The following is a 25,091-nucleotide window of genomic DNA, read 5'->3' on the forward strand; positions in this document are numbered from 1 at the left end:
ATACCCGTACCCCTGTAGGAGATCCCGCAGGATGCGAAATTTTGATTTTGTTTTAAAAAACAGGATCAAAAGATCGCAGCCTGCGGCAGCTCCTACAGGGAGGCATGGGTGTTTTCGGATTTTATGATCCACACATAACAACTGTGGGAGCGAATTAATACTCGATCCGCACATCCCCCTTCGGAATGCTGCAGCACGACAGGATGAACCCTTCGGCTTCGTCGTCTTCGGTGATCCCGCCGTTGTGGTCCATCTCCACTTCCCCGCCCAGCTTCAGTACCTTGCAGGTGCCGCAGATGCCCATGCCGCAGGCTTTCGGGATCATCAGGCCGACCTTGGCAGCGGCGGCGTGTACGGTTTCACCCGGGGCCACGCGGATGCTTTTGCCCGATGCGGTGAATTCAACCTGGTGCAGGTCCGCGGCGTCGACTTGCGGCGCATCTGCCGCCTGTTCGGCGTGTTCCACGGCATCGGCGCGCGCTTCTGGCGGGGTCGCACCGAAGGATTCTTCGTGGTAACGCTTCATGTCGAAGCCGGCACCTTCCAGCAAGCGCTTGACTGCAGTCATATACGGCGTCGGGCCGCAGCAGAACACTTCGCGCTCCATGAAGTCCGGCGCCATCAATTCCAGCATCCGATGGTTCAGGTATCCGCGATAGCCAGCCCAGGGCTCACCCATGCCATGCTTTTCGCAAATGATGTGCAGATTGAAGTTCTCGATCCGCGATGCCATTTGCTCCAGCTCGCGGTGATAAATGATGTCTTTGGGCGAACGAGCGCTGTGGATGAACACCATATCCACGTTGCCGTTGGTGTCGTAGAACCAGCGCGCCATGGACATGACCGGGGTGATACCGACGCCACCGCTGAGGTAGAGCACTTTCGGCGCGGTGAAGTCCATGGCGTTGAACAGACCGACCGGGCCGTGCACTGCCAGTTCCTGGCCTTCGTGCAGGGTGTCGTGCAGCCAGTTGGAAACCTTGCCGCCCGGTACGCGCTTGATGGTCACCGAGAAGCTGTACGGCACCGACGGCGAGCTGGAAATGGTGTACGAACGCATGATCGGCTGGCCTTCGATCTCCAGCTCCAGGGTGACGAATTGCCCCGGCTTGAAGAAGAACATGATCGGCTGGTCGGCCATGAAGCAGAAGGTGCGCACATCCCAGGTTTCCTGGATGACTTTGACGCAACGGACAATATGTCGGCCATTGGCCCAGGTCTGGGTGGTTACCGGGTTCAGGAAGGTGTTGGACATGCTTGTTCTCCACAGCCGACTGTCGGCCTCATGATGGCGATTCTGCGTATAGCGTGAACCATCCATTTACCTATCTGCGACATTCACATGCTTATCGCGACCAGCCCCCAACCACCGGGGCTTGCGCGTCGGGAACAGATTGCACCATGTCGCCCATGGATAAGGTTCTGGCCTGCGCCGGCCCCACACTCGCCTCCAACAGGACAACCGTTTTTCCATACCTTGCGTTGCAAACCTGATCAGCCACTATTCGCGGCCACGCAGATGGCCTTGAGGACCTACACGATGGACGTCACTACTACCTTGAGCCTGGGCGATCCGCTGGAACCCGCACGCAAGGCCACCGCCCAGATGCTGCAGGAGCGCGAGCGCACCTTCTCGCTGCCGCAGCCGTTCTACACCGACGAGCGCCTGTTCGATATCGACATGCAGGAGATCTTCCAGAAAGAGTGGTTGATCGCCGGCATGACCTGCGAGATTCCGGCCAAGGGCAACTACATGACCCTGCAGGTCGGCAAGAACCCGATCATCGTGATCCGTGGCGCCGACGGCGTCGTGCACGCCTTCCACAACGTCTGCCGTCACCGCGGCTCGCGCCTGTGCACCAGCGACAAGGGCAAGGTCGCCAAGCTGGTCTGCCACTACCACCAGTGGACCTACGAACTCGACGGTCGCCTGCTGTTCGCCGGCACCGAAATGGGCGCCGACTTCGACATGAAGCAATACGGCCTCAAGCCCGTGAACGTGAAAACCGCCGGCGGCTACATCTTCATCAGCCTGGCGGAAAACCCGCCGGCCATCGATGAGTTCCTGGCGACGCTGACTCACTACATGGAACCGTACGACATGGAAAACACCAAGGTGGCGGTGCAAACCACCTTGATGGAGAAAGCCAACTGGAAACTGGTGCTGGAAAACAACCGCGAGTGCTACCACTGCGGCGGCTCACACCCTGAACTGTTGAAAACCCTGCTGGAATGGGACGACGTCACCGACCCGCGCGCCGACCAGGCGTTCAAGGACCACGTCGCGGCCTCCGCCGCTGCCTGGGAAGCCGAGAAGATCCCTTACGCCCACGCCAGCTTCGGCCTGCGTAACCGCATCGTGCGCATGCCACTGCTCAAGGGCACCGTGTCGATGACCATGGACGGCAAGCAGGGCTGCTCCAAACTCATGGGCCGCATCAAGAACCCGGACCTGGGCTCGATGCGCATCCTGCACCTGCCGCACTCCTGGAACCACTGCATGGGCGACCACATCATCGTCTTCACCGTGTGGCCAATCAGCGCCCAGGAGACCATGGTCACCACCAAGTGGCTCGTCCACAAAGACGCTGTCGAAGGCGTGGACTACGACGTGGAACGCATGCGCCAGGTCTGGGACGCCACCAACGACCAGGACCGTCGCCTGGCCGAGGAAAACCAGCGCGGCATCAACTCCACCGCCTACCAGCCAGGCCCATACTCCAAGACCTATGAGTTCGGTGTGGTGAACTTCATCGACTGGTACAGCGGTCGCATGCTGAACAACCTGGGCGCCGAGCCTGCGCCGTACCTCAAGGGAGTTGCCGTCAGCGGCTGATCAACCGCAAAGCCAAAAGCTTCGCGAGCAAGCCCGCTCACACATTGGATCTGTGTCGCTCACAAATCCCCTGTGGGAGCGGGCTTGCTCGCGAAAGCGCCCTTACAATCACCGCATCTCTCCCTGATACCCTCGCCCACTAGAACTGTACGAAATATGATCTATTCCGTTCGGCGCTAAGCCCCACAAGGCCCCCAGCCTTCCGCAAACAAGTTATCCACATCTCCACCCACAGCAAATGGGGACAACTGTGGAAAGACTGAAATTTTTCTCCACAGAATCTGAAGAAAATCCGTGACTTATTCAGAGCGACGGTTTTCTCCGGCACCTGATCATTTATTGACCAAGCCTCTGAAAAGCACGAAATACGTGGTGCGTAGCGTATGGCGAACACCTTATCCACAGATGCACCAACAGACTTTGGGTACAACTTCACGAGCACTGTGGAAAACCGCTGGAGACCTTGATTTTCCAACCCTTTCAGCATGCAAAGGGGGATAGAAGCAGCAGTTTGAGTGTTTTTTAACCAACTCTTCGGAAGCCACGCTCTACAAGGCCTCCAGCGCTAAACGAACATCTTATCCACAGAAGCGCCAACAGAGATTGGGGGCAAGTCGCGCCCTTATCCTCTGAAAAAACCCATGAAAAACCGTAGGTTAGGCTGGTTGTTTTTTGAACGAAGGGCTACAGGCCTCGGTTCACAAGGGCCTGCGCAAGGGGCGAACACGTTATCCACAGATCCGCCAACAGGGATTGTGGGTAAACACGTTCTAAATCATTCCAAGCCTTCAAACCTTGTTAAAACACGAGCGCCCCGCCTCGATATCCAGATTCAATTCAAACTCATCGAACGCCTGCCACCCCAGTAGAACCGACGGCACATAGCGCCCCCTCACCCAGGACGTCGGGATGGTGAAGCCGGGATAGTATTTGTAGGTGATCGGCAGGCTGTGACCGGGCAGGTTCAGCACACCCTTGAAGGATTGATAGCGCTGCCGGTCGGCGTTATCCGGGCGTGAGGCCCCAGGGGTGAGGGTTTGCACCACGTTGACCTGTTGGCCGGGCAAGGCGGAGGTCAGGTAGTCGACATTGCCGGTATCGACGATGGCCTGGGTGTTGCGGTTGTCCAGGCTGGCGGCGATGGTCAGGCGCTGGTTGAGGTCCATGCGGGTGTAGGTGATCGGCGAATCGCAGCGCGGGGAAGGTGCGGGGTTGAGCTCCAGGGTCTTGCGGGTGATTTTCAGACGGCCCAACTTGCTGATCAGGTCCAGCCCCAACAGGTTGTCCCTGGCGCTTACAAACACCAGCACGTTCCTGAACTCGCTTGAACCGATTTTCAGCGACTCGATGACTCCAAGCCTGGCCGACAGGTTGTTCTCGCCGTAAAACGTGCTGTAGGCGTAATGGGAGTCGCTCAGCAGCCTGATGCCCATCTGCTTTGCGGTATCGATGTTGACCCGGGTTTGCGGCGCTCCGGTGTCGAGGACGAAACGTGCCGAATGACCGTTGGCCGCGCTGACATCGATGAAGGGCAACACCTCTTGCGCGACGAAACGGTCGTTGGCGTATGGATGAATCTTCAGCACTTCGCGCTGAGACGCACGCTTTGTCGTGAAATCGCCAGTCTTGCGCAGCGTCGCCAGGGATTGCTCGCCGAACATCGAAAAGAGGATGTTCAGCTCCGGGTCAGCCTTGATCGCCCGAGCGTGTCGGCGCTGAACCGCCAGGTAGAAGTCCGGCAGCTGGTTGGCGGCCTTGAGCTCGAACATCCGGGCGATCACCGTCACCGAGCAGTCGAGGTTTTTCCCGGGCTCCGGCACAAGTTCGCAGCGCTCGCGCAACTGCATCAGGGAGGCTTTGCGCCCCTGCTCGGAGGCCAGCCATTGATAGAAGCCCGGCTCAGGCGCATTCAGCCGGGTAGCGGCCGGCAATCCCGTCGACACCAGGACAACCCAGGCAAGGAGCAATCGCATCAGCCGCTTCATGGCCCAACCCACTCATAAAAACCAGGTTTTATGAACAAGCGCTGAACCTCTGAAAGCTCCATGACTGCATGCTGCACCCTGACCAGCGCACCTAGAAAATGTAGTTCAGTGTGGCTCTTTGAGTGCTTACAGGAATCAGTGCCGTCATTAGGCGCTTCTTATTTCTTTGGGTGTATTGAGATCGCTCACTGATCCTACGGACGTCAGCGGAGCAGGAGATTTGGGTGGTTTCGCAGCGTCAGGCCAACCCACGATGTTTTTGACGTTGTTTTTCACTGTTTTCCACAACATATTGCTCTGGTACGCACTCTTGACTGCGACAGCTGCGCGAGTGGCCGCCCCCACGATCAAGGCCGATGTCCCTACGGTCTGGACGATGGCGCCGGCCGGGGATCCCCCTAACTGCATGGTTGCCCCCACAACACTGATGACAGAACCGCCCAAACTGAATCGGGTGGCGTGCAGAGCGACGCCTGAAACCTTGGAGCCGAAGATAAAGGCCACCGGAGCAAAGGTGTGCAGCGCAACCGTCAGGCCTCGTTGAATGATTGGTAAAACGCTCGCCATGAACTCACCCGTCGGGTCCGTGTAGTTCAGCGGGTCCCCCTTGCAATAGGCATACGCATTCAATCCCCCTTCCTCGAACGGACTGAGCCGATCAGGGCTTTGAAAACGCTTCAGCACCGGGTTGTACACCCGATGCCCGTTGCCCAGATGGTAGCGGCCGGTTGATCGCTCGCGCAGCTGCCCGTTGAAACCGAGGTGAGTACCGGCAGCCAGCAGGCTGCTTTGCGCGCCGTAGGGGGTATAGGCGAGTCGATTCGGACCTGTTCGGTCCAGTTCGGCGAGAACGCTCTGTTGCACGTCGCTGACCAGCAGCAAGACGCGCGCGGCAGAGTGTGGGGAGGGACGGGAAGCAGGCATCGTCGGCATCCTCGTAGAGGCGTTTCAGCTGTTCGATACCGTAGCAAAGCGAAGTGAAAATCGACACTAGCAGAACTGATAGTCCTCTTCGGGACTGCCAAAAATCATGTAGCAGCTGGCGAAGCCTGCGTCCGGCTGCTACAGGGATCGTGTTTGCCCCTAAGGGCGATACATCAGGTAGGCCTCGCCGGTGACGCGAATCATCGGGTGCGGTGTGATCTGGCAGGTGTCGACGATGCGAAAGCCGTGGCGTTCGTAGAAGCGTCGGGCGCCGGTGTTGGCGGCGTAGTCGATCAGGCTCAGGCCGTTGAGGCCCAGCTGGTTGGCGCGGTCGTAGGCGTAGGCGAGGAACTGTTTGCCCAGGCCCTGGTTACGCCAGCCCTCGTGCAGCGCGAGGCTGGAGATGTAGAGGGTGTCGGGAATTTCCATGGTGGCGTAGGGCGCCAGCACCGGGTCGGTGACCGGTTCGGCGAATGGATCGTGGCGCATCACGTAGCTGTGCATCATGCCGATGACCTGCCCGTACGCTTCGGCGATCAGGCAGTTCTGGTAAGAGAAATCCACGTCGTCGCGGGCATAGCGGATGGCGCCGACGTCGAGCAGATCCTGACCGGGTTCTGCGATCTGGCTCCAGATGTAATCTGAAGCGCCTTCGGATGAAATCTGGAACAGGCGCGCAATCTCCCGCGCGTCCGCGCGGACGGCGGAACGAAATTCAACTGTCATTGTTTCCCCATAAATTTCGGCTGCTTTTTGAGCTTTATGCAGGAGCTGCCGAAGGCTGCGATCTTTTGACTTTGGTCTTTAAAAACAAGATCAAAAGATCGCAGCCCTTCGGCAGCTCCTACAAAGAGAATCAGCGAACCACGCCTTCTTCGATGAGAAGTTTGAGGATCGCTTCAGCCCCAGCTTGCGCCGTAACACCCTTGAGCACTTGTCCACCGCCGCCACTGGCTTTCGCCGTTGCGGCTTTCATCCGGTCGGCACCGCTCTTGGCCTTGATCACCTTCAGGCGCTTTGGCCGTGGCTTGGCCGGTTGCAGGGTGGCGACCGCCAACAGCTCATCATCGACCACTTCGACTTCATCGGCCTGCAACACCCCGCGCCGGGCCGGGCCGTAGGCGCTCTGCCGAGGCTTGGGGGCGGCGTTATCCACAGTGGCCAGAAACGGCAGGCGCACCTTGAGTCGACGACGCTGACCACGGGGCAAGGCTTGCAGCACCAGCGCCGAACCGCCGTCGATGGATTCGACCTGGGCCAATCCCACCACCAGCGGCCAACCGAGGCCTTCAGCCAACAGGAACGGCAGCATGCCGGAGCCTTCGCCGGTTTCCGCCTGACTGCCGGTCAACACCACTTGGGCGCCGGCATCGCGCAGATAGGTCGTCAATGCCGGTAGCGCATCGGCGCCCTCGGGCTGTTCCAGCACGTGCAGCTGTTCCAGGCCCATGCCCAGATAAGCCCGCAGCGCCGGCTCGGCCACGTCGCCAGCATGCAGCACCTGCAAGTTATCCCCAGCCAGTTGCAGACCCAATTCCACCGCCCGCGCATCCTGTTCCGCGCGACGCGGACGACCGGAGGTCGGGTGGGCGCCGATGGACACCAGGCTGATGATTTTCGTGCTCATAACCCTTTCCTTCCCTTAAGCCGCATCGCGCTTGGCGTCGTTGCGATAAGCCTCTACCGCCGCGATCAAGGCTCGAAGAATCTCGGCGCTCTCGCCGATCACCGACAGGTCGGCCCGTTTGATCATGTCGCAGCCAGGGTCGAGGTTGATCGCCACCACCTTGTCGCAGGCACCGATGCCCTGCAGGTGCTGGATCGCCCCGGAAATCCCCACCGCCACATAGACCCGCGCAGTGACCCAGGTACCGGACGCGCCGACCTGACGGTCGCGGCCCATGAAGCCGTCGTCCACCGCCACCCTGGACGCGCCTTCGGTGGCGCCCAATGCTGCGGCGGTCTGGTGGAACAGGTCCCAGTCCTTGACCCCGTTGCCGCCGGAGAAGATGAACTCCGCTTCGGCCATGGGAATCGCTGCCGGGTCCACAGCCACCGCGCCCAGATCCTCGATGCGCGACAAACTGCGCGCGACGGCTGTGGATAACGCCACCGGCAATGCTTCGTGACGGGTTTCGCTGACCGGCTCGGCGCATTCGACGGCGCCCAGGATCAGGCGCGCCAGCGGCCGGGCCAGGTCCTGCAGACCGGCGCCAGCACGGCCGGTACAGGTTTCGTCCTTGACCTGCCAGACCCGCGTGGCCGGGCGTTCGCCCAGGGCCGCGGCGAAACGCCGGCCCAGTTCCCCGCCACCGGTGCGGCTGTCCGGCAGCAGCCAGTGCCGTGGATTGAACTGGTTATCCACAGCCCGCAAGCCCTGGACACGTTGCTCCGGTGCATAACCGCTGAATTCCTCGCCTTCCAGCACCAGCAGGCGGTCGACGCCCGCCGTGGCGAAGGCGTTTTCCTTGTGCTCGCCGAAGACCACCGCCAACACCGCGCCGTCCTTGCCGGCCAGCTGATGGGCCAGGCCGAGCAAGTCGCGGTCGTGGCTGCTCAGGCGGCCACCGACCATGTCCGGCACCACGCTGATGTAGAACGCAGGTTGCGCCACCTGATGCAGCGGCAACTGCACTTCAACGGCGGTCGAGCGCTTGGCCGTCCCGCCCTGTTGCGCGCCGCTGCGGTCGATACGCTTGATCCCGTTCGGCCCGATGAAACCGATGCCGTGCAGGTTCTTGCGGATGACGCCGTTGGGCCCCATCCAGCTGTGTTGCGCCGGTTGCATGGCCGCGTGCAGCGGATGCAGCCGGTTACGGGCGATCCATTCGGCGCGGGGGTCGCGGCGGATAATGTCGCTCATCAGTGCACCTCCGCAGGTTCGCGTTTGGCCGCCGAGGCAGACTTCGGCGCTTCGTCTTCAAGCAGCGCGTCAGCCACCAGTTCGGCAATGTCCTTGATCAACGGCCGGGGTTCGACCACGCCTTCGAGCATCGCGGTGCACTGTGGGCAACCCACGGCCACCAGTTCGGCACCCGTCTCGCGGATGTCTTCCATGCGCATGTCGGGAATACGCTGTTTGCCCGGAATGTCGGTGATCGGCGCACCACCGCCACCGCCGCAGCAGCGCGAGCGGAAACCGGAGCGTTGCATTTCCTTGACCTCGATGCCGAGGGCGCGCAGTACCTGACGCGGTGCCTCGTATTCACCGTTGTAGCGGCCCAGGTAGCACGGGTCGTGATAGGTCACGCTGTCGCCTTTGTGCTGGCCGAGGTTCAAGGCGCCGGCGTCGATGATTTCCGCCATGTAGGTGCTGTGGTGCTGCACCAGGTAGTTGCCGTCGAATGCGCCGTACTCGTTTTTCAACACGTGGAAGCTGTGCGGATCGCAGGTGACGATGCGGTTGAAGCTGTATTTGGCCAGGGTCTGGATGTTGCGCTTGGCCAGCAACTGGAAGGTCGCTTCGTCACCGAGGCGACGAGCCACGTCACCGCTGTCGCGTTCTTCGAGGCCCAGCACGGCGAAGTCGATTTTCGCCGCCTTGAGCACTTTGACGAAGGCGCGCAGGGTGCGCTGGTTGCGCATGTCGAAGGCGCCGTCGCCGACCCAGAACAGCACGTCGGTGGACTTCTTCTCGCTCATGAGATTGAGGTTGAGGTCCGCCGCCCAGTTCATCCGTCCGCCCGGGGCGAAGCCGCCCGGGTTGTCGGTGGCGATCAGGTTTTCCAGCACTTCGGCGCCCTTGTTCGGGGTCGCGCCTTTTTCCAGGGTCAGATGGCGACGCATGTCGACGATGGCATCGACGTGCTCGATCATCATCGGGCATTCCTCGACGCAGGCACGGCAGGTGGTGCAGGACCACAGGGTTTCGGCGTCCACCAGACCGTTGACGATCGGTTGATGCGGGTTGCCGCTGTGTTCGCCGATCGGTTTGCCTGGATAAGGGCTGCCGGCGAACTTGGCATCGCTGCCGCCGGCCAGACCGACGACCATGTCCTGGATGAGTTTTTTCGGGTTCAGCGGCTGGCCGGCGGCGAAGGCCGGGCACGCGGCTTCGCACTTGCCGCACTGCACGCAGGCATCGAAGCCGAGCAGTTGATTCCAGGTGAAATCCTTGGGCTTTTCCACGCCCAGCGGCGCGGCAGGATCATTCAAATCCAGAGGTTTCAAACCGGTCGAACGACCCCCGCCGAAGCGCTCAGAACGGCGGTGCCAGGCCAGGTGCAGGGCACCGGCGAAGGCGTGCTTCATCGGGCCGCCCCAGGTCATGCCGAAGAACAGTTCCGACACGCCCCACAACACGCCGATGCCGAGAATTACCGCCAGCAGCCAGCCCCCGAAGTTTTCCGGCAGGATCCCGGCCACCGGCAGGGTCACCAGGAAGAACGACGCCGAGAACGCCAGCAGGCTTTTCGGCAGGCGCATCCACGGGCCTTTCGACAGGCGCGAAGGCGGGTTGCGACGACGCAGGTAAACGAAGATCGCACCGACGAACATCACCGCCGACATCAACAGCAGTGCGTAACCGAGGATGCGGTTATGCAGGCCGAAACCGTGCACCAGGATCGCCAGCACGATGGACGCCACCGCACCACCGGCCGTGGCCACGTGGGTGTTGGCGATGTATTTGTCCCGCGCGACGACATGGTGCAAGTCGACCATGTAGCGCTTGGGCATGGCGAACAGGCCGCCGATCAGATCGACCTTCGAGGCCCGGCCCCGACGCCACATGGCCACCCGCCGCAACGCGCCCAGAACCGCGAGGCCCAGGGCTGCGAACAACAGGATTGGAAGAAGGGTGTTCAACATGGTGAAGCTCCCACCAATACAACTTGGAGAAACGCGGTCGGTGTAGGAGCTGCCGCAGGCTGCGATCTTTTGATCTTCAAATGTCGCGACTTTCAAAGATCAAAAGATCGCAGCCTTCGGCAGCTCCTACAGGGGGTTAGCCTGACTTAGAAATCCTTGCACAACCGCAGTGCGTCATAGATCGCCGCATGCACGTTACGCTGGGCCACGCAGTCGCCGATGCGGAACAGCAGGTAGCCGTCGCCGCTCTGTTCCAGGCATGGCTGCGGCTTGATCGCGAACAGGGCTTCGACGTCGATCTGGCCCTTGTTGCGCGAACCTTCCTTGAGCGCGTAGTAGATCGCTTCGTCCGGGCGCACGCCGTTTTCCACGACCACCTGGTCCACCACCCGCTCCTCTTTGGCGCCGGTGTATTCGTTTTCCAGCACCGCCACCAGCTTGTCGCCTTCGCGGTAGACCTTCTCCAGCATCATGTCGCCGGTCATGATCACTTCTTTGGGGTACATGCTGCGGTAGTAGGTCGGGAACGACGTACCGCCGATCGCCACGCCCGGCTTGATGTCGTCGGTGACGATCTCGACCTGGCTGCCCTTGTCGGCCAGGAAGTCGGCGGTGGACATGCCGGTGAACTCGCAGATGGTGTCGTAGACCAGCACGTTCTTGCCCGGTGCGACCTTGCCGTCGAGCACGTCCCAGCTGCTGACCACCAGGCCTTCAGCCGCGCCCCAGTGTTCGTTCTGCTCAAGATACGGATGACCGCCAACGGCCAGCACCACCACATCCGGACGCAGGTCCATGATGGTCGGCGCATCCGCCGCGGTGCCCAGGCGCAGGTCGACTTTCAGGCGCGCCAGTTCCAGCTGATACCAGCGGGTGATACCGGCGATCTGATCACGCTGCGGCGCCTTGGCCGCGGTGGTGATCTGCCCGCCGATGAATTCCTTCTTCTCGAACAGGGTTACGTCGTGGCCACGCTCTGCGGCCACACGAGCCGCTTCCATCCCCGCGGGACCTGCACCGACCACCACCACCTTGCGTTTCTTGCCGGTGGTTTTCTCGATGATGTGCGGCAGGCCCATGTATTCACGGGAGGTCGCCGCGTTCTGGATGCACAGCACATCCAGGCCCTGATACTGACGGTCGATGCAGTAGTTGGCACCGACGCACTGCTTGATCTGGTCGACCTGGCCCATCTTGATCTTGGCGATCAGGTGCGGGTCGGCGATGTGCGCACGGGTCATGCCGACCATGTCGACATAGCCGCCTTCCAGGATACGGGTGGCCTGGTTCGGGTCCTTGATGTTCTGCGCGTGCAGCACCGGAACCTTGACCACTTCCTTGATACCGGCCGCCAGGTGCAGGAACGGCTCCGGTGGATAACTCATGTTCGGGATCACGTTGGCCAGGGTGTTGTGGGTGTCGCAACCCGAACCCACGACGCCGATGAAATCGAGCATGCCGGTGTCGTCGTAATACTTGGCGATCTGCTTCATGTCCTCGTGGGACAGGCCGTCCGGGTGGAACTCGTCGCCGCAGATACGCATGCCCACGCAGAAATCGTCACCGACTTCGGCGCGCACGGCCTTGAGCACTTCCAGACCGAACTTCATGCGGCCTTCGAAGGTGCCGCCCCACTCGTCGGTACGCTTGTTGACCCGCGGGCTCCAGAACTGGTCGATCATGTGCTGGTGCACGGCCGACAGTTCAACGCCGTCCAGGCCACCGGCCTTGGCGCGACGGGCCGCTTGCGCGTAGTTGCCGATCACCCGCCAGATTTCTTCCGGCTCGATGGTCTTGCAGGTGGCACGGTGCACCGGTTCACGGATGCCCGACGGCGACATCAGGGTCGGCCAGTTGAAACCGTCCCAACGCGAGCGACGGCCCATGTGGGTAATCTGGATCATGATCTTGGCGCCGTGCTTGTGCATGGCGTCGGCCAGATTCTGGAAGTGCGGGATGATGCGGTCGGTGGACAGGTTCACCGAGCTCCACCATTCCTGCGGGCTGTCGATGGCGACCACGGACGAACCGCCGCAGATCGCCAGGCCGATCCCGCCCTTGGCCTTCTCTTCGTAATACTTGACGTACCGGTCGGTGGTCATGCCGCCGTCGGTCGCGTAGACCTCGGCGTGCGCGGTGCTGAGCACGCGGTTACGGATGGTCAGTTTGCCGATCTGGATCGGCTGGAACATTGCTTCGAAAGCCATGGCGGGTTCCTCGACTTACAACGGCTTGACGGTGAACAGGCCGTCGTCGTGGCCTTCTTCGGAGCCACCGTAGACTTGTTCGGCCACGGTGCGGATCTTGCTGCCGCGAGCGGCGAGGATCTGGTCCATCGCGCCGGCAAACCAGCCGGTGAACATGTAGTCGACCTTGCGTCCGACCTTGCCGTAGACGTAGACGAATGCCGAGTGCTCGAGCTTGACGCTGGCGGTGCCCTTGTCCAGGTCAATGTCCTGGATCTTGAACAGGCCCCAGCCGCGCTGCGACAGGCGCTTCATGTAGTGCTCGAACACCGCGACACCTTCCAGGCCGTGGCATTCGGCTTCTTTTTCACACCAGTGCCAGGCGGACTTGTAGCCGGCCTTGTAGAGGATCTCGGCATAGGCGTCGGCGCCCAGCACTTCCTCGATGCCCATGTGGTTGTTGACGAAGAAATGACGCGGCACGTACAGCATCGGCAGGGCGTCGGACGTCCAGACACCGGTCTCGCTGTCGACTTCGATAGGCAATTGCGGGGCGATCTTGGCCATGGAAACTTAACTCCAGAAAAATTTTGGTGTTGCCCCCGGCACGGACGGCCGGGGGAAAAGGATTCAGCGCGCTGCGGCTTACTCGCCCCAGACATCCTTGAGGACGTTGACCCAGTTTTCGCCCATGATCTTGCGCACCACTCGCTCGGAATGGCCGCGCTTGAGCAGGGTTTCGGTCAGGTTCGGGAACTCGCCGACGGTGCGGATGCCCAGCGGGTTGATGATCTTGCCGAAGCTGGTCAGACGGCGGGCGTAGCCCTTGTCGTGGGTCAGGTATTCGAAGAAGTCCTGGCCATGACCCTGGGTGAAGTCGGTGCCGATGCCGATCGCGTCTTCGCCGACGATGTTCATCGTGTATTCGATCGCTTCGGCGTAGTCGTCGATGGTCGAATCGATGCCCTTGGCCAGGAACGGCGCGAACATGGTCACGCCGACGAAACCGCCGTGGTCGGCGATGAACTTGAGTTCTTCATCGGACTTGTTGCGCGGGTGAACCTTCAGGCCCGACGGCAGGCAGTGGGAGTAGCAGACCGGTTTCTTCGATTCGAGGATGACTTCCTCGGAGGTCTTGGAGCCGACGTGGGACAGGTCGCACATCACGCCGACACGGTTCATTTCGGCAACGATTTCACGACCGAAGCCCGACAGGCCGCCATCGCGCTCGTAGCAGCCAGTGCCGACCAGGTTCTGGGTGTTGTAGCACATCTGCACGATGCCCACGCCCAGCTGCTTGAAGATCTCGACATAGCTGATCTGGTCTTCGAAAGCGTGAGCGTTCTGGAAGCCAAAGAGGATGCCGGTCTTGCCCTGCTCCTTGGCTTTGCGGATGTCGGCGGTGGTGCGCACCGGAATCACCAGGTCGCTGTTTTCGCGGATCAGTTTCTGGCTGGCGGCGATGTTGTTGACGGTGGCCTGGAAGCCCTCCCACACCGACACGGTGCAGTTGGCCGCGGTCAAACCGCCCTTGCGCATGTCTTCGAAAAGCTCACGGTTCCACTTGGCAATAATCAGCCCGTCGATAACGATGCTGTCGGCGTGCAGTTCGGCTGGGCTCATCAGGCTGTCCCCTTATTGGCGATTCATGCGCCGAATCGTCTGCCGGCGCTTTGGAGCCAGCATATGCCTCGGTGCCGTGGCAGCCGGGTGCAAAAACGACAGACGAATTGCCGAAAGCGTCAATCCGCGACAAAGGGTCGTCGCCAGGAGCGATTCGCGACCTGTTCAAGGTCGCCCGCATGGGCCAGAATTCCCCGCATCTCTTGATGTAGGGCGACTTGAATGAAATCGATCTTGCTGGCTTTGGCACTGATTGCGACGGGCGTAACGGCTGCGGAAGAAGCCGACGACAACCCCTGCGACAAAGTCGAAAACGACGTCCAGACCCTGGAATGCTCGGCGTTCAGCAAAAGCACCGCTGAAGACCTGCTGAACGAAAACACCAAAAGCCTGAACGAGCGCATGCAGTCGCTCTACGGCAAGAATCCGGCGCAACTGGCCGACATCACCGCCAAAATCAAAGCCGCCCACCAGCAATGGCAAAAAACCCGCGACGCCGACTGCGCCATCGAAGCCTTCCCCGCCACCGCCGGCAGCAAGGCATTCACCATCGCGCAAAATGATTGCGTGGCGCGGATGAGTGACGACAGGTCGGAATTTTTGGAGTCGATTGGGCAGGAGTGACAGGTCAGAGCGATCTCCAGATGCCGTCCAGCACCGACAGCAATTTTTCGCTCTGAACCTTGTCGATTTCCAACTCTGCGCAACAGGTGCCCCACCCTGAAAGCGCATCCAGTGTCTGGGCGATATACCGCTCGGGCTCAAGGAAGCTGTAGGGTTTGCACACCTCTATCAACGCCTTGCGCGACGGCTTTCCTGTTCCGGCAAAAGCCGTCGTGTGCTCATCCCGACGCCCGCCCGTGCTGGAAAACGTCAAGTCATACGCAGGTGCCATTTTCCAACCGCCGGGACCACCAAAGAAGGAGAAATTCTTCGCATGATCGTCGTGGTTGTGGGTCAGGGCGTTGAAGATCATCAAGCGGGCCATTTTCTCGACTTCTGTCGCATCCCGGGTCATCGCCCAGGTTGCACGCAGCAAGTCGCTGTAATCGAGACTGGGGGCACGAAAATCGGCATATAGAATCGCTGCGGCGGACAGCAAATGGCGCTTGGCGCCTGCTTCACGATCAAAGCGTCTGGTGGCAAAAAAGCGCTCGCGCCCCGTGACGGTCTGGACATCGAACAATTTCGACTCCGACATTTCTACCCCGGCTTTACGGGCCATCGTGGCATAAGCCTGCTCGATGGCGCCGCTGTCGCGATGGTCGCCATCGCTGCGGAACTTGATCAACCAATGCTCGTACCCTTCAGGCATCGCTCCGAAGGACGAAACGGCGCGGCGATGGTCCGCAGAGAGGCCAACGACCGCCTTGGGTCGCGCACCACCCGGGGAACCGCCCGCCAGGCGCAGGGAAGTGATGATCTCGTCAGCACTTCCGCACAGTATGGTCTGCGAAGCTTCATAGAGCGCCGCCAGATCCAGCTCTACGTCAGTCGTCCCGCCTTCCAGTGTCGGCACGTACTCCAACGCCCCCATGCCCCTGGCCCCCATATAGGCCAAACGATCGAGCGGACTTATGTCATGACGCTCGACGCTCAGTTCACGGCGAAAAAACCGGTCCATGAGCAACAACCCCCAACCGTCGGGAAGCGAATCGCTGAAGGCGCCATGGAGTCCGTCAAACAGCTGCGGATCGGCAGCTCTTTGAGGCTTGATCGAAAACTCCATATGAAACGGCGCGAGATTGAATCCCTTGGCCAGCCACACCGGATCGTACGAAAAGAACAGGCCTTGGCGGGGAATCGAAACCAACTCGCCCACCCTCGCCCCCTGGAGCATGACGCTTATCGATTTGACGGCTTTCATTGACGCCCCCTCGCCCTTCCGTGGTTTTTCAGATCTTGGAGTGTCAGCCATTGCGGCGACGCGAACAGATTCATCAGCGGCGCTTCGGCTTCCAGGCAGATCGCGATCAACAACAACCCATCCAGCGAAATCTTGCCGGTGGTCTCGAAGCGTTTGATATTGGATTCAGGCACACCTGACTTTTGCGCCAATGTGCGTCTGGACAGGTTTTTACTCAGCCTCAATTGCTTGGCATTGCTGGCGATCTGCATGGCGATCTCGCCGGGGGAGTAGAGAATATGGGTCAGGGCCATGATTTTGACCTCGTAGGGCGCAATAATGAGCGTAGTAGAGCACGGCTTTAAAATTAAATTAAAAGATAAAATATGAACCTTTATTTCCAAAAAAGTCGATTAGCGAACAATATTTAGTCCTTTATAAATCGACAATCAGTCATCCGATATAGGCACTTGAATGAAAATCTGCGGAATCGAAATCAAAGGCAGCGAAGCGATCATCGCCGTGGCCACCCTGGAGGGCCAGACGCTGAGCCATATCGCGCTGGCCACCAAGAAAATCGCACTGGACGATGACGACGAAGCGGCGAACGTGAAGGTTTTCGCTGCGCAAGTTGCTTCGTTTGTTCGCGAGAATTCGATAGATCGAATGGCGATCAAAAAGCGCAGCAAGAAGGGTGAATTCGCCGGTGGACCGACGACGTTCAAGATCGAAGGGGTCTTGCAGTTGCTGGAGAATTGCGAGGTGACGCTGCTGTCGCCGCAGACCATCAATGCGCAGGCGAAGAAGCATGGGTTTGAGCTGCCGCAGACGCTGAACAAGTATCAGCATGAGGCTTACAAGGTGGCTTGTTCGGCGTTGGTGAAGAAGTAATTTCAAACGCCGCTGTGAAAATGTGGGAGCGGGCTCGCCCGCTCCCACAGGTTTACTTGGCGTTCATACTTTTGCGGTTCGCCGGTCTTCCCGCGGGCAACGCTCGTACTTCGCCCGGTAGCTGCGGGTGAAATACGACGGTGATTCAAACCCGCAGGCAATGCTCACTTCCAACACGCTCATGTCGGTCTGGCGCAGCAATTGCCGCGCTTTCTCCAGTCTCAAGCGCAAGTAGAAATTGCTCGGGGTGTCGTTCAGGTGCAAACGGAACAGGCGCTCCAGTTGCCTACGCGTCACCTTGATCGATTCCGCTAGTTCCAGGGTGCTCAAGGGCGGCTCGCTGTGCTGTTCCATCTCGCCAATGACGTGAACGAGTTTCTTGTTGCTGATGCCATAACGCGTGGCGACTTCCATGCGCTGGTGGTCTTTGCGCGGGCGGATGCGGCCGAGTACGAACTGTTCGCTGACCTGGATCGCCAGGTCCGGGCCGTGGGCCTGGCCGATCAGATCGAGCATCAGATCAATAGAGGCAGTGCCGCCGGCGGAGGTGATGCGCCGGCGGTCGATCTCGAACAGCTCCTGGGTGACGCTCAGCTGCGGGTAGGACTCCTTGAAGGCATCGATGGCTTCCCAGTGCAGGGTCAGGCGATGACCGTCCATCAAACCCGCCTCGGCGAGGACGACACTGCCGGTGTCGATGCCGCCCAGGGTCACGCCTTCGTTATCCAGACGGCGCAGCCAGTGCTCCAGCGCCGGGGTGACGAACTTCAGCGGTTCGAAGCCAGCGACCACCCATAAGGTCGCGCCCTTCTTCAATGGCTCCAGCGCCGCATCGGCGTTGACCGACATGCCGTTACTGGCCAGCACCGCCCCGCCATCGGCGCTCAATACATGCCAGCGATAGAGCTCGCCGCGAAAGCGATTGGCGACCCGCAGCGGCTCGATGGCCGAGATGAATCCAATGGCCGAGAAACCCGGCATCAACAAGAAATAGAAATCCTGAGACATGGCGCGCACTCGAGTGGAGGTAGCGAGACGGCGGGAGCGTGAGGACGTTGATACGCCACTTGCAAACGCCATTCAAGAGGACAGGTCGCTGCAGTGCAAGTGCTGGTCGCCGCAGTGCGCTTTTATGGCCGATTAGCTGCGTAACGTGACATCACCGGCGCACAAAGACGACCGGACCCACAATAACGAAACTGCCGAGGAACCCGAGAATGAAACGACTGATCAGCAGCTGTGTTCTTGCACTCAGTGGTACCGCTTTGCTGAGCGCCAGTGTCATGGCCGCCGAACCCGCCTCCTGCCAGAACGTGCGCATGGGCGTGGTGAACTGGACCGACGTGATCGCCACCAGCGCCATGACCCAGGTATTGCTCGACGGCCTCGGCTACAACACCAAACAGACCAGTGCTTCCCAGCAAATCATCTTCGCCGGCATCCGTGATCAGCGCCTGGACCTGTTCCTGGGTTACTGGAACCCGCTGATGACCCAAACCATCACCCCGTTCGTAGACGCCAATCAGGTGAAGGTGCTTGAAGCGCCGAGCCTGAAGGACGCCCGCGCCACCCTCGCCGTGCCGACTTACCTGGCCGACAAGGGCCTGAAGACTTTCGCTGACATCGCCAAGTTCGAGAAAGAGCTGGGCGGCAAGATCTACGGCATCGAGCCAGGCTCGGGCGCCAACACCCAGATCAAGGCGATGATCGCCAAGAACCAGTTCGGCCTGGGCAAGTTCCAGCTGGTCGAATCCAGCGAGGCCGGCATGCTCGCCGCGGTGGATCGCGCCGTGCGCCGCAAGGAAGCCGTGGTGTTCTTCGGCTGGGCGCCGCACCCGATGAACGTCAACGTGCAGATGACCTATCTGACCGGCAGCGAGGACGCCCTGGGCCCGAACGAAGGCATGGCCACCGTGTGGACGGTTACCGCGCCGAAATACGCCGAACAGTGCCCGAACATCGGTCGCCTGCTGACCAACCTGACCTTCAGCGCCGAAGACGAGAGCCGGATGATGCAGCCGCTGCTGGATCACAAGGACGCCTTCGAATCGGCCAAGCAATGGCTCAAGGATCACCCCGAAGACAAGAAGCGCTGGCTTGAAGGCGTGACCACGTTCGACGGCAAACCGGCCGCTGAAAACCTGCAACTGACCAGTAAGTAACCCCCCAGAACCGAATCACAGTACCGAATCACAGTACCGAACCACAGTACCGAACCACCGATTCGCAGCCCCAGCGGGCTGCGAACGGCACCGCTACGCCCGGCTTTTGACCCGACTAAAAAACACTTGCCTGTAAGGAACCGCGAACATGAACCACGACGTCATCATCACCTGCGCACTCACCGGTGCTGGCGACACGACCGCCAAGAGCCCACACGTGCCGGTCACCCCGAAACAGATCGCCGCTGCCGCCGTGGAAGCCGCGAAGGCCGGCGCCACCGTGGTTCATTGCCACGTTCGCGACCCGCAAACCGGCAAGTTCAGCCGTGACGTGGCGCTGTATCGCGAAGTGATGGAGCGCATCCGCGAGGCCGACGTCGACATCATCGTCAACCTCACCGCCGGCATGGGCGGCGACCTGGAAATCGGTGCCGGCGAGAACCCGATGGAGTTCGGCCCGAACACCGATCTGGTCGGCCCGCTGACCCGTCTGGCCCACGTCGAGGAGCTGCTGCCGGAAATCTGCACCCTCGATTGCGGCACCCTGAACTTCGGCGACGGCGACACCATTTACGTCTCCACCCCGGCGCAACTGCGTGCCGGCGCCAAACGCATTCAAGAGCTGGGCGTGAAAGCGGAGCTTGAAATTTTCGACACCGGCCACCTGTGGTTCGCCAAGCAGATGATGAAGGAAGGCCTGCTCGACAACCCGCTGTTCCAGCTGTGCCTGGGCATCCCGTGGGGGGCGTCGGCTGACACCACCACCATGAAGGCCATGGTCGACAACCTGCCGGCCGACGCGGTCTGGGCCGGCTTCGGCATCGGCCGCATGCAGATGCCGATGGCGGCGCAAGCGGTACTGCTGGGCGGCAACGTGCGGGTCGGCCTGGAAGACAACCTGTGGCTGGACAAGGGCGTGCTGGCGACCAACGGCCAACTGGTCGAACGCGCCGGCGAAATCCTCAGCCGCCTTGGCGCCCGGGTCCTGACCCCGGCTGAAGGCCGCAAGAAGATGGGCCTGAAACAGCGCGGCTAAGCCGAACCTACACATCCCCCCCTGTAGGAGCTGCCGAAGGCTGCGATCTTTTGATCTTGATCTTCAAAAGCAACATCAAAAGATCGCAGCCTTCGGCAGCTCCTACAGGGTTCACCGAAATCTTCAGGAAATCGCCATGAGCTTTATCACCGAAATCAAAACCTTCGCCGCTCTGGGCAGCGGTGTCATCGGCAGCGGCTGGGTTGCGCGCGCCCTCGCCCATGGTCTGGATGTCGTGGCCTGGGATCCGGCGCCCGGTGCCGAGGCGGCGCTGCGCAAACGCGTGGCCAACGCCTGGGGTGCGCTGGAGAAAAAGGGGCTGGCGCCTGGCGCCTCGCAGGACCGCCTGCGCTTTGTCGCCACCATCGAAGAATGCGTGCGTGACGCCGATTTCATCCAGGAAAGCGCCCCCGAGCGCCTTGAGCTGAAACTGGACCTGCACAGCAAAATCAGCGCCGCGGCCAAGCCCAACGCCCTGATCGGTTCCAGCACCTCCGGCCTGCTGCCGAGCGAGTTCTACGAGAGCGCCACCCATCCGGAACGCTGCGTGGTCGGCCACCCGTTCAACCCGGTTTACCTGCTGCCGCTGGTGGAAGTGGTCGGCGGCAAGAACACCGCGCCCGAAGCCGTGCAGGCAGCGATGCAAGTCTACGAATCCCTGGGGATGCGCCCACTGCATGTACGCAAGGAAGTTCCGGGCTTCATCGCCGACCGCCTGCTCGAAGCGCTGTGGCGCGAGGCCCTGCACCTGGTCAACGACGGTGTGGCGACCACCGGCGAAATCGACGACGCGATCCGTTTCGGCGCCGGCCTGCGCTGGTCGTTCATGGGTACTTTCCTGACCTACACCCTGGCCGGTGGCGACGCGGGCATGCGTCACTTCATGGCCCAGTTCGGCCCGGCCCTGCAGTTGCCGTGGACTTACCTGCCGGCGCCTGAGCTGACCGACAAGCTGATCGACGATGTGGTGGACGGCACCAGCGATCAACTGGGCAAACACAGCATTTCTGCGCTGGAGCGCTATCGTGATGACTGCCTGATGGCGGTGCTGGATGCGGTGAAGGCCACCAAAGAGAAGCATGGGATGGCGTTCAGCGAGTAAGACTCAGGCTTTGAGGCCAGCAGTACTGGCCTCATCGCGGGCAAGCCCGCGATGACGGCGGCCTTGTCACCACATTTTTTGGAACCTGAAACATGCCCGCACTGACCACCTATCAAACCCGCATCATCCCCGACTGGGTCGACTACAACGGCCACCTGCGCGACGCCTTCTACCTGCTGATCTTCAGCTATGCCACCGACGCACTGATGGATCGCCTCGGCATGGACAGCAACAACCGCGAAGCCAGCGGCAATTCGCTGTTCACCCTGGAGCTTCACCTCAACTACCTGCACGAAGTGAAGCTCGACGCCGATGTCGAAGTGCGCACGCAGATCATCGGCCACGACGCCAAGCGCCTGCACCTCTACCACAGCCTGCATCTGGTGGGCGACGACAAGGAGCTGTCGGGCAACGAGCAGATGCTGACGCACGTCGATCTCGCCGGCCCGCGCTCCACGCCGTTCAGCGAATTGACCTTGAGCAAACTGCAAGCCATTGTCGCCGATCAGGCCGATCTGCCGGCCCCCGCGTACATTGGACGAGTGATCGCATTACCCCAAAAAAAATAACAAGGAGATTGCATGAACACCGCCGCCGCTTTAGCCGATTTTCGTACGTATCCGTTGATCAGCGCGCTGACAGGCGTGCAGGCGATGGCGGATCGTGTTCTGGTGAAGTGGGCCGATCAACGGGTCAGCCCCTTCCACCATCAATGGCTGCGGGACAACTGCCCGTGCCCGCAATGCGTCTACACCGTGACCCGCGAACAGGTACTGGAAATCGTCGACGTTCCGGACAACCTGCTGCCGGAACAGTGCAGCGTCGACGTTGAAGGCTGCCTGAGCATCCAGTGGCAGGACGGCCACCTCAGTCGCTTCGACCCCGGCTGGCTGCGGGCCCACGCCTATGACGACGAATCCCGCGCCGAACGCCTGGCCGGCAAGCCTCGGGCCAAACTGTGGCACAGCGACCTGACGCTGCCGGTGTTCGAATACCAGGCGCTGATGAACGACAACAGCGCCCTGCTGCAATGGCTGCTGGCCGTGCGCGATACCGGGCTTTCCCAGGTGCGCGGCGTGCCCACCGAGCCCGGCTCGCTGAAGCTGATCGCCCAGCGCATTTCGTTCATCCGCGAGAGCAATTTCGGCGTGCTGTTCAATGTGCAATCCAAGGCCGATGCGGACAGCAACGCCTACACCGCTTTCAACCTGCCGCTGCACACCGACCTGCCGACCCGCGAGCTGCAACCGGGGCTGCAATTCCTGCATTGCCTGGTCAATGACGCCGAGGGTGGCGAGAGCATCTTCGTCGACGGTTTTGCCATCGCCGACGCCCTGCGCCGGGAAGATCCGCAGTCGTTCAAAAGCCTGTGCGAGATCCCGGTGGAATTTCGCAACAAGGACCGCCACAGCGACTATCGCTGCCTGGCGCCGATCATCGCCCTGGATGCCCTGGGACAAGTGTCGGAAATCCGCATGGCCAACTTCCTGCGCGGTCCGTTCGACGCGTCAGTGGACGATATGCCCAAGCTCTATCGCGCCTATCGCCGCTTCATCGAGATGACCCGCGAGGCCCGCTTTCGTGTGATGCAAAAGCTCAATCCGGGCGAGCTGTGGTGCTTCGACAACCGCCGCACCCTGCATGCCCGCAACGCCTTCGATCCGGCGACCGGGGCGCGGCATTTCCAGGGCTGCTACGTCGACCGGGATGAGTTGTTGTCGCGCATTTTGGTGTTGCAGCGTTAGACCGTGTCATCGTTCATCGCGGGCAAGCCACGCTCCCACAGGTTCGGCGTCGTACACAAAATCTGTGACCACTCCGGCCCCTGTGGGAGCGGGCTTGCCCGCGAAGGCGTCAGTTCAGGCGACAGATTTCTCAAGGACACACAGGCAAAAAAAGCCCCGATCAAGCCGTGACATGACCGAGGCAGAGGGTACTGTTGAGGAGCTGCAACGCTCGGGTGACCAAACCTTCGTGAAGCGAGCTGAGTCCAGTGTGCCCACTCCCCTTTGTGCAAAGATGCCCGAAAACGACGTGCTCATAGTCAGTTATGACATTGCGACAAATCGCCCTTGATGCCACTGCATGCCACTACCAGAATCGAGCCAGACCCGTTCCCAGAAGAAGGATTAGCGCCATGATGCACGCCGATTTGATTGACCAGGAAGACCTGTTGGGCCACCTGATTGCATTGGGCTTTCAAGTGCCGAACGGTGCGACCGCCGAGCAGGCCTGTGAGTTCGCGGTACGCGGTTTGAACAACGAACGGGCCATCGTGCTGCGTACCATGGTCAAGCAGATGTATACCAGCAGCGCCACCATCCTGCCGGCCGTACGCCAGGCCATCGACAAGCAGTTGCTGCCGGCATTGGCCGAGTACCAGCAGAGCCATTCCGGCCGATAAGACGCAATCGCGGCCAAGCCCGCTCCCACAAGGATTTCGGTTGGATCATACATTTGCAATCCAACCGAGAACCCTGTGGGAGCGGGCTTGCCCGCGATGAAAACGCCTCGGTTTACAGCCTTACACTGGCAAACGTCGACTCATTGCGCGCCTGGCTCAGCGCCGACAACGGCCCCGACAGCGGCGACAGCACCATGGCCTGCGGCAGCGGCATCATCGCCACTTGCTGGGTAGTGTTGGAGCCTACGCGCTCGTCACGCGGCGGAATGCCGAAGTATTCGCGGTAGCACTTGGAGAAGTGCGGCGTGGAGACGAAACCACAGACCGACGCCACTTCGATGATCGACATCGGCGTCTGCTTGAGCAGCTGCCGAGCGCGGATCAGGCGCAGCTTGAGGTAGTAACGCGACGGCGAGCAGTGCAGGTATTTCTGGAACAGGCGCTCGAGCTGGCGACGGGACACCGAGACGTACACCGCCAGCTCGTCCAGGTCGATCGGCTCTTCGAGGTTGGCCTCCATCAGCGCGACGATTTCCTGCAGCTTCGGCTGGTTGGTGCCCAGCATGTGCTTGAGCGGCACGCGCTGGTGATCCTGTTCGTTGCGGATGCGCTCGTAGACGAACATCTCCGAGATCGCGGCGGACAGTTCACGGCCGTGATCGCGGCTGATCAGGTGCAGCATCATGTCCAGCGGCGCGGTGCCGCCGGAGCTGGTGAAACGGTTACGGTCGAGGGTGAACAGACGGGTACTCATGGCCACCCGTGGAAACGCTTCCTGCATCGCCGCCAGACATTCCCAGTGCACGCTGCAATCGAAACCGTCGAGCAGGCCGGCGCAGGCCAGGGCCCAGCTGCCGGTGCAGACCGCGCCCAAACGGCGGGACTGACGCGCCTGGCTTTGCAGCCATGACACGTGTTCGCGGGTAACAGTGCGCTGGATACCGATACCACCGCAGACGATCACGGTGTCCATGGGAGGGGCTTTGTGCATCGAGGCGTCGGGGGTGATCTGCAGGCCGTCACTGGCCCAGACCTGGCCGCCGTCGACTGTGAGGGTGGTCCAGCGATACAACTCGCGACCGGACAACTGGTTGGCCATGCGCAGTGGTTCGACTGCGGAAGCCAGGGAAATCAGCGTGAAATTGTCCAGCAGCAGAAAGCCGATGGATTGAGGCGCACGGTTCTGGGGTTGGGCCCCGGAGTTGAACGACGTCATCGCGGTATCTCCTCACACAAGCAGGTAATGGCCTCAGGCGCAGGCTCTTGTTATTGCCATCGTTCTCGCGT

Annotated in this window: 23 protein-coding genes; 9 read left to right on the top strand and 14 right to left on the bottom strand. The window is 60.9% G+C overall.

What is annotated here, in order from left to right; translation table 11 throughout:
* Positions 1–154 precede the first annotated feature (154 nt).
* The gene (gene gbcB, locus HNO86_RS08645) at positions 155–1,255 is read right to left on the bottom strand and encodes a glycine-betaine demethylase subunit GbcB (RefSeq protein WP_175376585.1); all 1,101 of its coding nucleotides are present in this window, start codon (positions 1,253–1,255) and stop codon (positions 155–157) included.
* 285 nt (positions 1,256–1,540) lie between these two features.
* Here gbcB and gbcA point away from each other — a divergent pair, with 285 nt between their 5' ends.
* Positions 1,541–2,836, top strand: a complete 1,296-nt coding sequence (gbcA, locus tag HNO86_RS08650; protein ID WP_175376586.1) for a glycine-betaine demethylase subunit GbcA — start codon at positions 1,541–1,543, stop codon at positions 2,834–2,836.
* A gap of 788 nt (positions 2,837–3,624) precedes the next feature.
* On the opposite strand, the gene HNO86_RS08655 is transcribed toward gbcA, so the two are convergent.
* The 9 genes from HNO86_RS08655 to HNO86_RS08695 form a co-directional block, all read right to left on the bottom strand.
* Complete coding sequence (locus tag HNO86_RS08655; protein WP_256672582.1) at positions 3,625–4,809, bottom strand: retropepsin-like aspartic protease; 1,185 nt, start codon at positions 4,807–4,809, stop codon at positions 3,625–3,627.
* A 159-nt stretch (positions 4,810–4,968) separates the two neighbouring features.
* Positions 4,969–5,745, bottom strand: a complete 777-nt coding sequence (locus HNO86_RS08660) for an RHS repeat-associated core domain-containing protein (protein ID WP_256672583.1) — start codon at positions 5,743–5,745, stop codon at positions 4,969–4,971.
* 159 nt (positions 5,746–5,904) lie between these two features.
* Positions 5,905–6,471: a GNAT family N-acetyltransferase gene (locus tag HNO86_RS08665; RefSeq protein ID WP_175376589.1), complete on the bottom strand. Its 567-nt coding sequence runs from the start codon at positions 6,469–6,471 to the stop codon at positions 5,905–5,907.
* Positions 6,472–6,601: 130 nt separating this feature from the next.
* Positions 6,602–7,372, bottom strand: coding sequence for an electron transfer flavoprotein subunit beta (locus HNO86_RS08670; protein ID WP_175376590.1), 771 nt, complete (start codon positions 7,370–7,372; stop codon positions 6,602–6,604).
* 15 nt (positions 7,373–7,387) lie between these two features.
* Positions 7,388–8,608: an electron transfer flavoprotein subunit alpha/FixB family protein gene (locus HNO86_RS08675; RefSeq protein WP_175376591.1), complete on the bottom strand. Its 1,221-nt coding sequence runs from the start codon at positions 8,606–8,608 to the stop codon at positions 7,388–7,390.
* Entirely contained in the window at positions 8,608–10,554 is a 1,947-nt protein-coding gene (gene dgcB / locus HNO86_RS08680) for a dimethylglycine demethylation protein DgcB (protein ID WP_175376592.1), read from the bottom strand. Before dgcB ends, HNO86_RS08675 begins: the two co-directional genes overlap by 1 nt.
* Before the next feature lie 146 nt (positions 10,555–10,700).
* Positions 10,701–12,761 (bottom strand): dimethylglycine demethylation protein DgcA, encoded by a 2,061-nt coding sequence (gene dgcA / locus HNO86_RS08685; RefSeq protein ID WP_175376593.1) that lies wholly within the window; start codon positions 12,759–12,761, stop codon positions 10,701–10,703.
* A gap of 15 nt (positions 12,762–12,776) precedes the next feature.
* On the bottom strand, positions 12,777–13,307 hold the full coding sequence (locus HNO86_RS08690; protein ID WP_007926354.1) for a DUF5943 domain-containing protein: 531 nt from the start codon (positions 13,305–13,307) through the stop codon (positions 12,777–12,779).
* A gap of 78 nt (positions 13,308–13,385) precedes the next feature.
* Positions 13,386–14,363, bottom strand: a complete 978-nt coding sequence (locus HNO86_RS08695; protein ID WP_175376594.1) for a dipeptidase — start codon at positions 14,361–14,363, stop codon at positions 13,386–13,388.
* A 222-nt stretch (positions 14,364–14,585) separates the two neighbouring features.
* On the opposite strand from HNO86_RS08695, the gene HNO86_RS08700 reads away from it, so the two are divergent.
* Positions 14,586–14,987 carry a lysozyme inhibitor LprI family protein gene (locus HNO86_RS08700; RefSeq protein ID WP_175376595.1) on the top strand — a complete coding sequence of 134 codons (402 nt, stop codon included), beginning with the start codon at positions 14,586–14,588 and terminating at the stop codon, positions 14,985–14,987.
* A 4-nt stretch (positions 14,988–14,991) separates the two neighbouring features.
* Here the strand turns inward: HNO86_RS08700 and HNO86_RS08705 are convergent, their stop codons facing one another.
* Both HNO86_RS08705 and HNO86_RS08710 read right to left on the bottom strand, forming a co-directional pair.
* Positions 14,992–16,230 carry a type II toxin-antitoxin system HipA family toxin gene (locus tag HNO86_RS08705; RefSeq protein ID WP_175376596.1) on the bottom strand — a complete coding sequence of 413 codons (1,239 nt, stop codon included), beginning with the start codon at positions 16,228–16,230 and terminating at the stop codon, positions 14,992–14,994.
* The gene (locus tag HNO86_RS08710; RefSeq protein WP_175376597.1) at positions 16,227–16,523 is read right to left on the bottom strand and encodes a helix-turn-helix transcriptional regulator; all 297 of its coding nucleotides are present in this window, start codon (positions 16,521–16,523) and stop codon (positions 16,227–16,229) included. The genes HNO86_RS08705 and HNO86_RS08710 overlap by 4 nt, the downstream gene beginning before the upstream one ends.
* Positions 16,524–16,683: 160 nt before the next feature.
* Here HNO86_RS08710 and HNO86_RS08715 point away from each other — a divergent pair, with 160 nt between their 5' ends.
* Positions 16,684–17,100 carry a DUF3010 family protein gene (locus tag HNO86_RS08715; RefSeq protein WP_175376598.1) on the top strand — a complete coding sequence of 139 codons (417 nt, stop codon included), beginning with the start codon at positions 16,684–16,686 and terminating at the stop codon, positions 17,098–17,100.
* A 63-nt stretch (positions 17,101–17,163) separates the two neighbouring features.
* Here HNO86_RS08715 and HNO86_RS08720 read toward each other — a convergent pair whose 3' ends face one another.
* A complete protein-coding gene (locus HNO86_RS08720) occupies positions 17,164–18,108 on the bottom strand; it encodes a GlxA family transcriptional regulator (RefSeq protein WP_175376599.1) in 945 nt (314 codons plus the stop codon).
* Positions 18,109–18,317: 209 nt separating this feature from the next.
* Here HNO86_RS08720 and HNO86_RS08725 point away from each other — a divergent pair, with 209 nt between their 5' ends.
* From HNO86_RS08725 to HNO86_RS08750, 6 genes are all read left to right on the top strand, one after another.
* A complete protein-coding gene (locus tag HNO86_RS08725; protein ID WP_175376600.1) occupies positions 18,318–19,262 on the top strand; it encodes a choline ABC transporter substrate-binding protein in 945 nt (314 codons plus the stop codon).
* A gap of 148 nt (positions 19,263–19,410) precedes the next feature.
* Positions 19,411–20,298: a 3-keto-5-aminohexanoate cleavage protein gene (locus tag HNO86_RS08730; RefSeq protein ID WP_175376601.1), complete on the top strand. Its 888-nt coding sequence runs from the start codon at positions 19,411–19,413 to the stop codon at positions 20,296–20,298.
* A gap of 136 nt (positions 20,299–20,434) precedes the next feature.
* Positions 20,435–21,400 carry an L-carnitine dehydrogenase gene (locus HNO86_RS08735; RefSeq protein ID WP_175376602.1) on the top strand — a complete coding sequence of 322 codons (966 nt, stop codon included), beginning with the start codon at positions 20,435–20,437 and terminating at the stop codon, positions 21,398–21,400.
* A 92-nt stretch (positions 21,401–21,492) separates the two neighbouring features.
* Entirely contained in the window at positions 21,493–21,969 is a 477-nt protein-coding gene (locus HNO86_RS08740) for a thioesterase family protein (protein WP_175376603.1), read from the top strand.
* A gap of 12 nt (positions 21,970–21,981) precedes the next feature.
* The gene (locus HNO86_RS08745) at positions 21,982–23,145 is read left to right on the top strand and encodes a gamma-butyrobetaine dioxygenase (RefSeq protein WP_175376604.1); all 1,164 of its coding nucleotides are present in this window, start codon (positions 21,982–21,984) and stop codon (positions 23,143–23,145) included.
* Between the two features lie 392 nt (positions 23,146–23,537).
* Positions 23,538–23,804 carry a hypothetical protein gene (locus HNO86_RS08750; protein WP_175376605.1) on the top strand — a complete coding sequence of 89 codons (267 nt, stop codon included), beginning with the start codon at positions 23,538–23,540 and terminating at the stop codon, positions 23,802–23,804.
* 112 nt (positions 23,805–23,916) lie between these two features.
* On the opposite strand, the gene HNO86_RS08755 is transcribed toward HNO86_RS08750, so the two are convergent.
* On the bottom strand, positions 23,917–25,020 hold the full coding sequence (locus HNO86_RS08755) for a GlxA family transcriptional regulator (RefSeq protein WP_175376606.1): 1,104 nt from the start codon (positions 25,018–25,020) through the stop codon (positions 23,917–23,919).
* Between the last annotated feature and the right edge of the window lie 71 nt (positions 25,021–25,091).

This window comes from Pseudomonas sp. C1C7 (genome assembly GCF_013359595.1).
Classification (GTDB): Bacteria; Pseudomonadota; Gammaproteobacteria; order Pseudomonadales; family Pseudomonadaceae; genus Aquipseudomonas.

Bases quoted from the DNA above. Each gene is read 5' to 3' on its own strand.
- gbcB (WP_175376585.1), bottom strand. From the start codon at position 1,255: ATGTCCAACACCTTCCTGAACCCGGTAACCACCCAGACCTGGGCCAAT.
- gbcA (WP_175376586.1), top strand. From the start codon at position 1,541: ATGGACGTCACTACTACCTTGAGCCTGGGCGATCCGCTGGAACCCGCA.
- HNO86_RS08655 (WP_256672582.1), bottom strand. From the start codon at position 4,809: ATGCGATTGCTCCTTGCCTGGGTTGTCCTGGTGTCGACGGGATTGCCG.
- HNO86_RS08660 (WP_256672583.1), bottom strand. From the start codon at position 5,745: ATGCCTGCTTCCCGTCCCTCCCCACACTCTGCCGCGCGCGTCTTGCTG.
- HNO86_RS08665 (WP_175376589.1), bottom strand. From the start codon at position 6,471: ATGACAGTTGAATTTCGTTCCGCCGTCCGCGCGGACGCGCGGGAGATT.
- HNO86_RS08670 (WP_175376590.1), bottom strand. From the start codon at position 7,372: ATGAGCACGAAAATCATCAGCCTGGTGTCCATCGGCGCCCACCCGACC.
- HNO86_RS08675 (WP_175376591.1), bottom strand. From the start codon at position 8,608: ATGAGCGACATTATCCGCCGCGACCCCCGCGCCGAATGGATCGCCCGT.
- dgcB (WP_175376592.1), bottom strand. From the start codon at position 10,554: ATGTTGAACACCCTTCTTCCAATCCTGTTGTTCGCAGCCCTGGGCCTC.
- dgcA (WP_175376593.1), bottom strand. From the start codon at position 12,761: ATGGCTTTCGAAGCAATGTTCCAGCCGATCCAGATCGGCAAACTGACC.
- HNO86_RS08690 (WP_007926354.1), bottom strand. From the start codon at position 13,307: ATGGCCAAGATCGCCCCGCAATTGCCTATCGAAGTCGACAGCGAGACC.
- HNO86_RS08695 (WP_175376594.1), bottom strand. From the start codon at position 14,363: ATGAGCCCAGCCGAACTGCACGCCGACAGCATCGTTATCGACGGGCTG.
- HNO86_RS08700 (WP_175376595.1), top strand. From the start codon at position 14,586: ATGAAATCGATCTTGCTGGCTTTGGCACTGATTGCGACGGGCGTAACG.
- HNO86_RS08705 (WP_175376596.1), bottom strand. From the start codon at position 16,230: ATGAAAGCCGTCAAATCGATAAGCGTCATGCTCCAGGGGGCGAGGGTG.
- HNO86_RS08710 (WP_175376597.1), bottom strand. From the start codon at position 16,523: ATGGCCCTGACCCATATTCTCTACTCCCCCGGCGAGATCGCCATGCAG.
- HNO86_RS08715 (WP_175376598.1), top strand. From the start codon at position 16,684: ATGAAAATCTGCGGAATCGAAATCAAAGGCAGCGAAGCGATCATCGCC.
- HNO86_RS08720 (WP_175376599.1), bottom strand. From the start codon at position 18,108: ATGTCTCAGGATTTCTATTTCTTGTTGATGCCGGGTTTCTCGGCCATT.
- HNO86_RS08725 (WP_175376600.1), top strand. From the start codon at position 18,318: ATGAAACGACTGATCAGCAGCTGTGTTCTTGCACTCAGTGGTACCGCT.
- HNO86_RS08730 (WP_175376601.1), top strand. From the start codon at position 19,411: ATGAACCACGACGTCATCATCACCTGCGCACTCACCGGTGCTGGCGAC.
- HNO86_RS08735 (WP_175376602.1), top strand. From the start codon at position 20,435: ATGAGCTTTATCACCGAAATCAAAACCTTCGCCGCTCTGGGCAGCGGT.
- HNO86_RS08740 (WP_175376603.1), top strand. From the start codon at position 21,493: ATGCCCGCACTGACCACCTATCAAACCCGCATCATCCCCGACTGGGTC.
- HNO86_RS08745 (WP_175376604.1), top strand. From the start codon at position 21,982: ATGAACACCGCCGCCGCTTTAGCCGATTTTCGTACGTATCCGTTGATC.
- HNO86_RS08750 (WP_175376605.1), top strand. From the start codon at position 23,538: ATGATGCACGCCGATTTGATTGACCAGGAAGACCTGTTGGGCCACCTG.
- HNO86_RS08755 (WP_175376606.1), bottom strand. From the start codon at position 25,020: ATGACGTCGTTCAACTCCGGGGCCCAACCCCAGAACCGTGCGCCTCAA.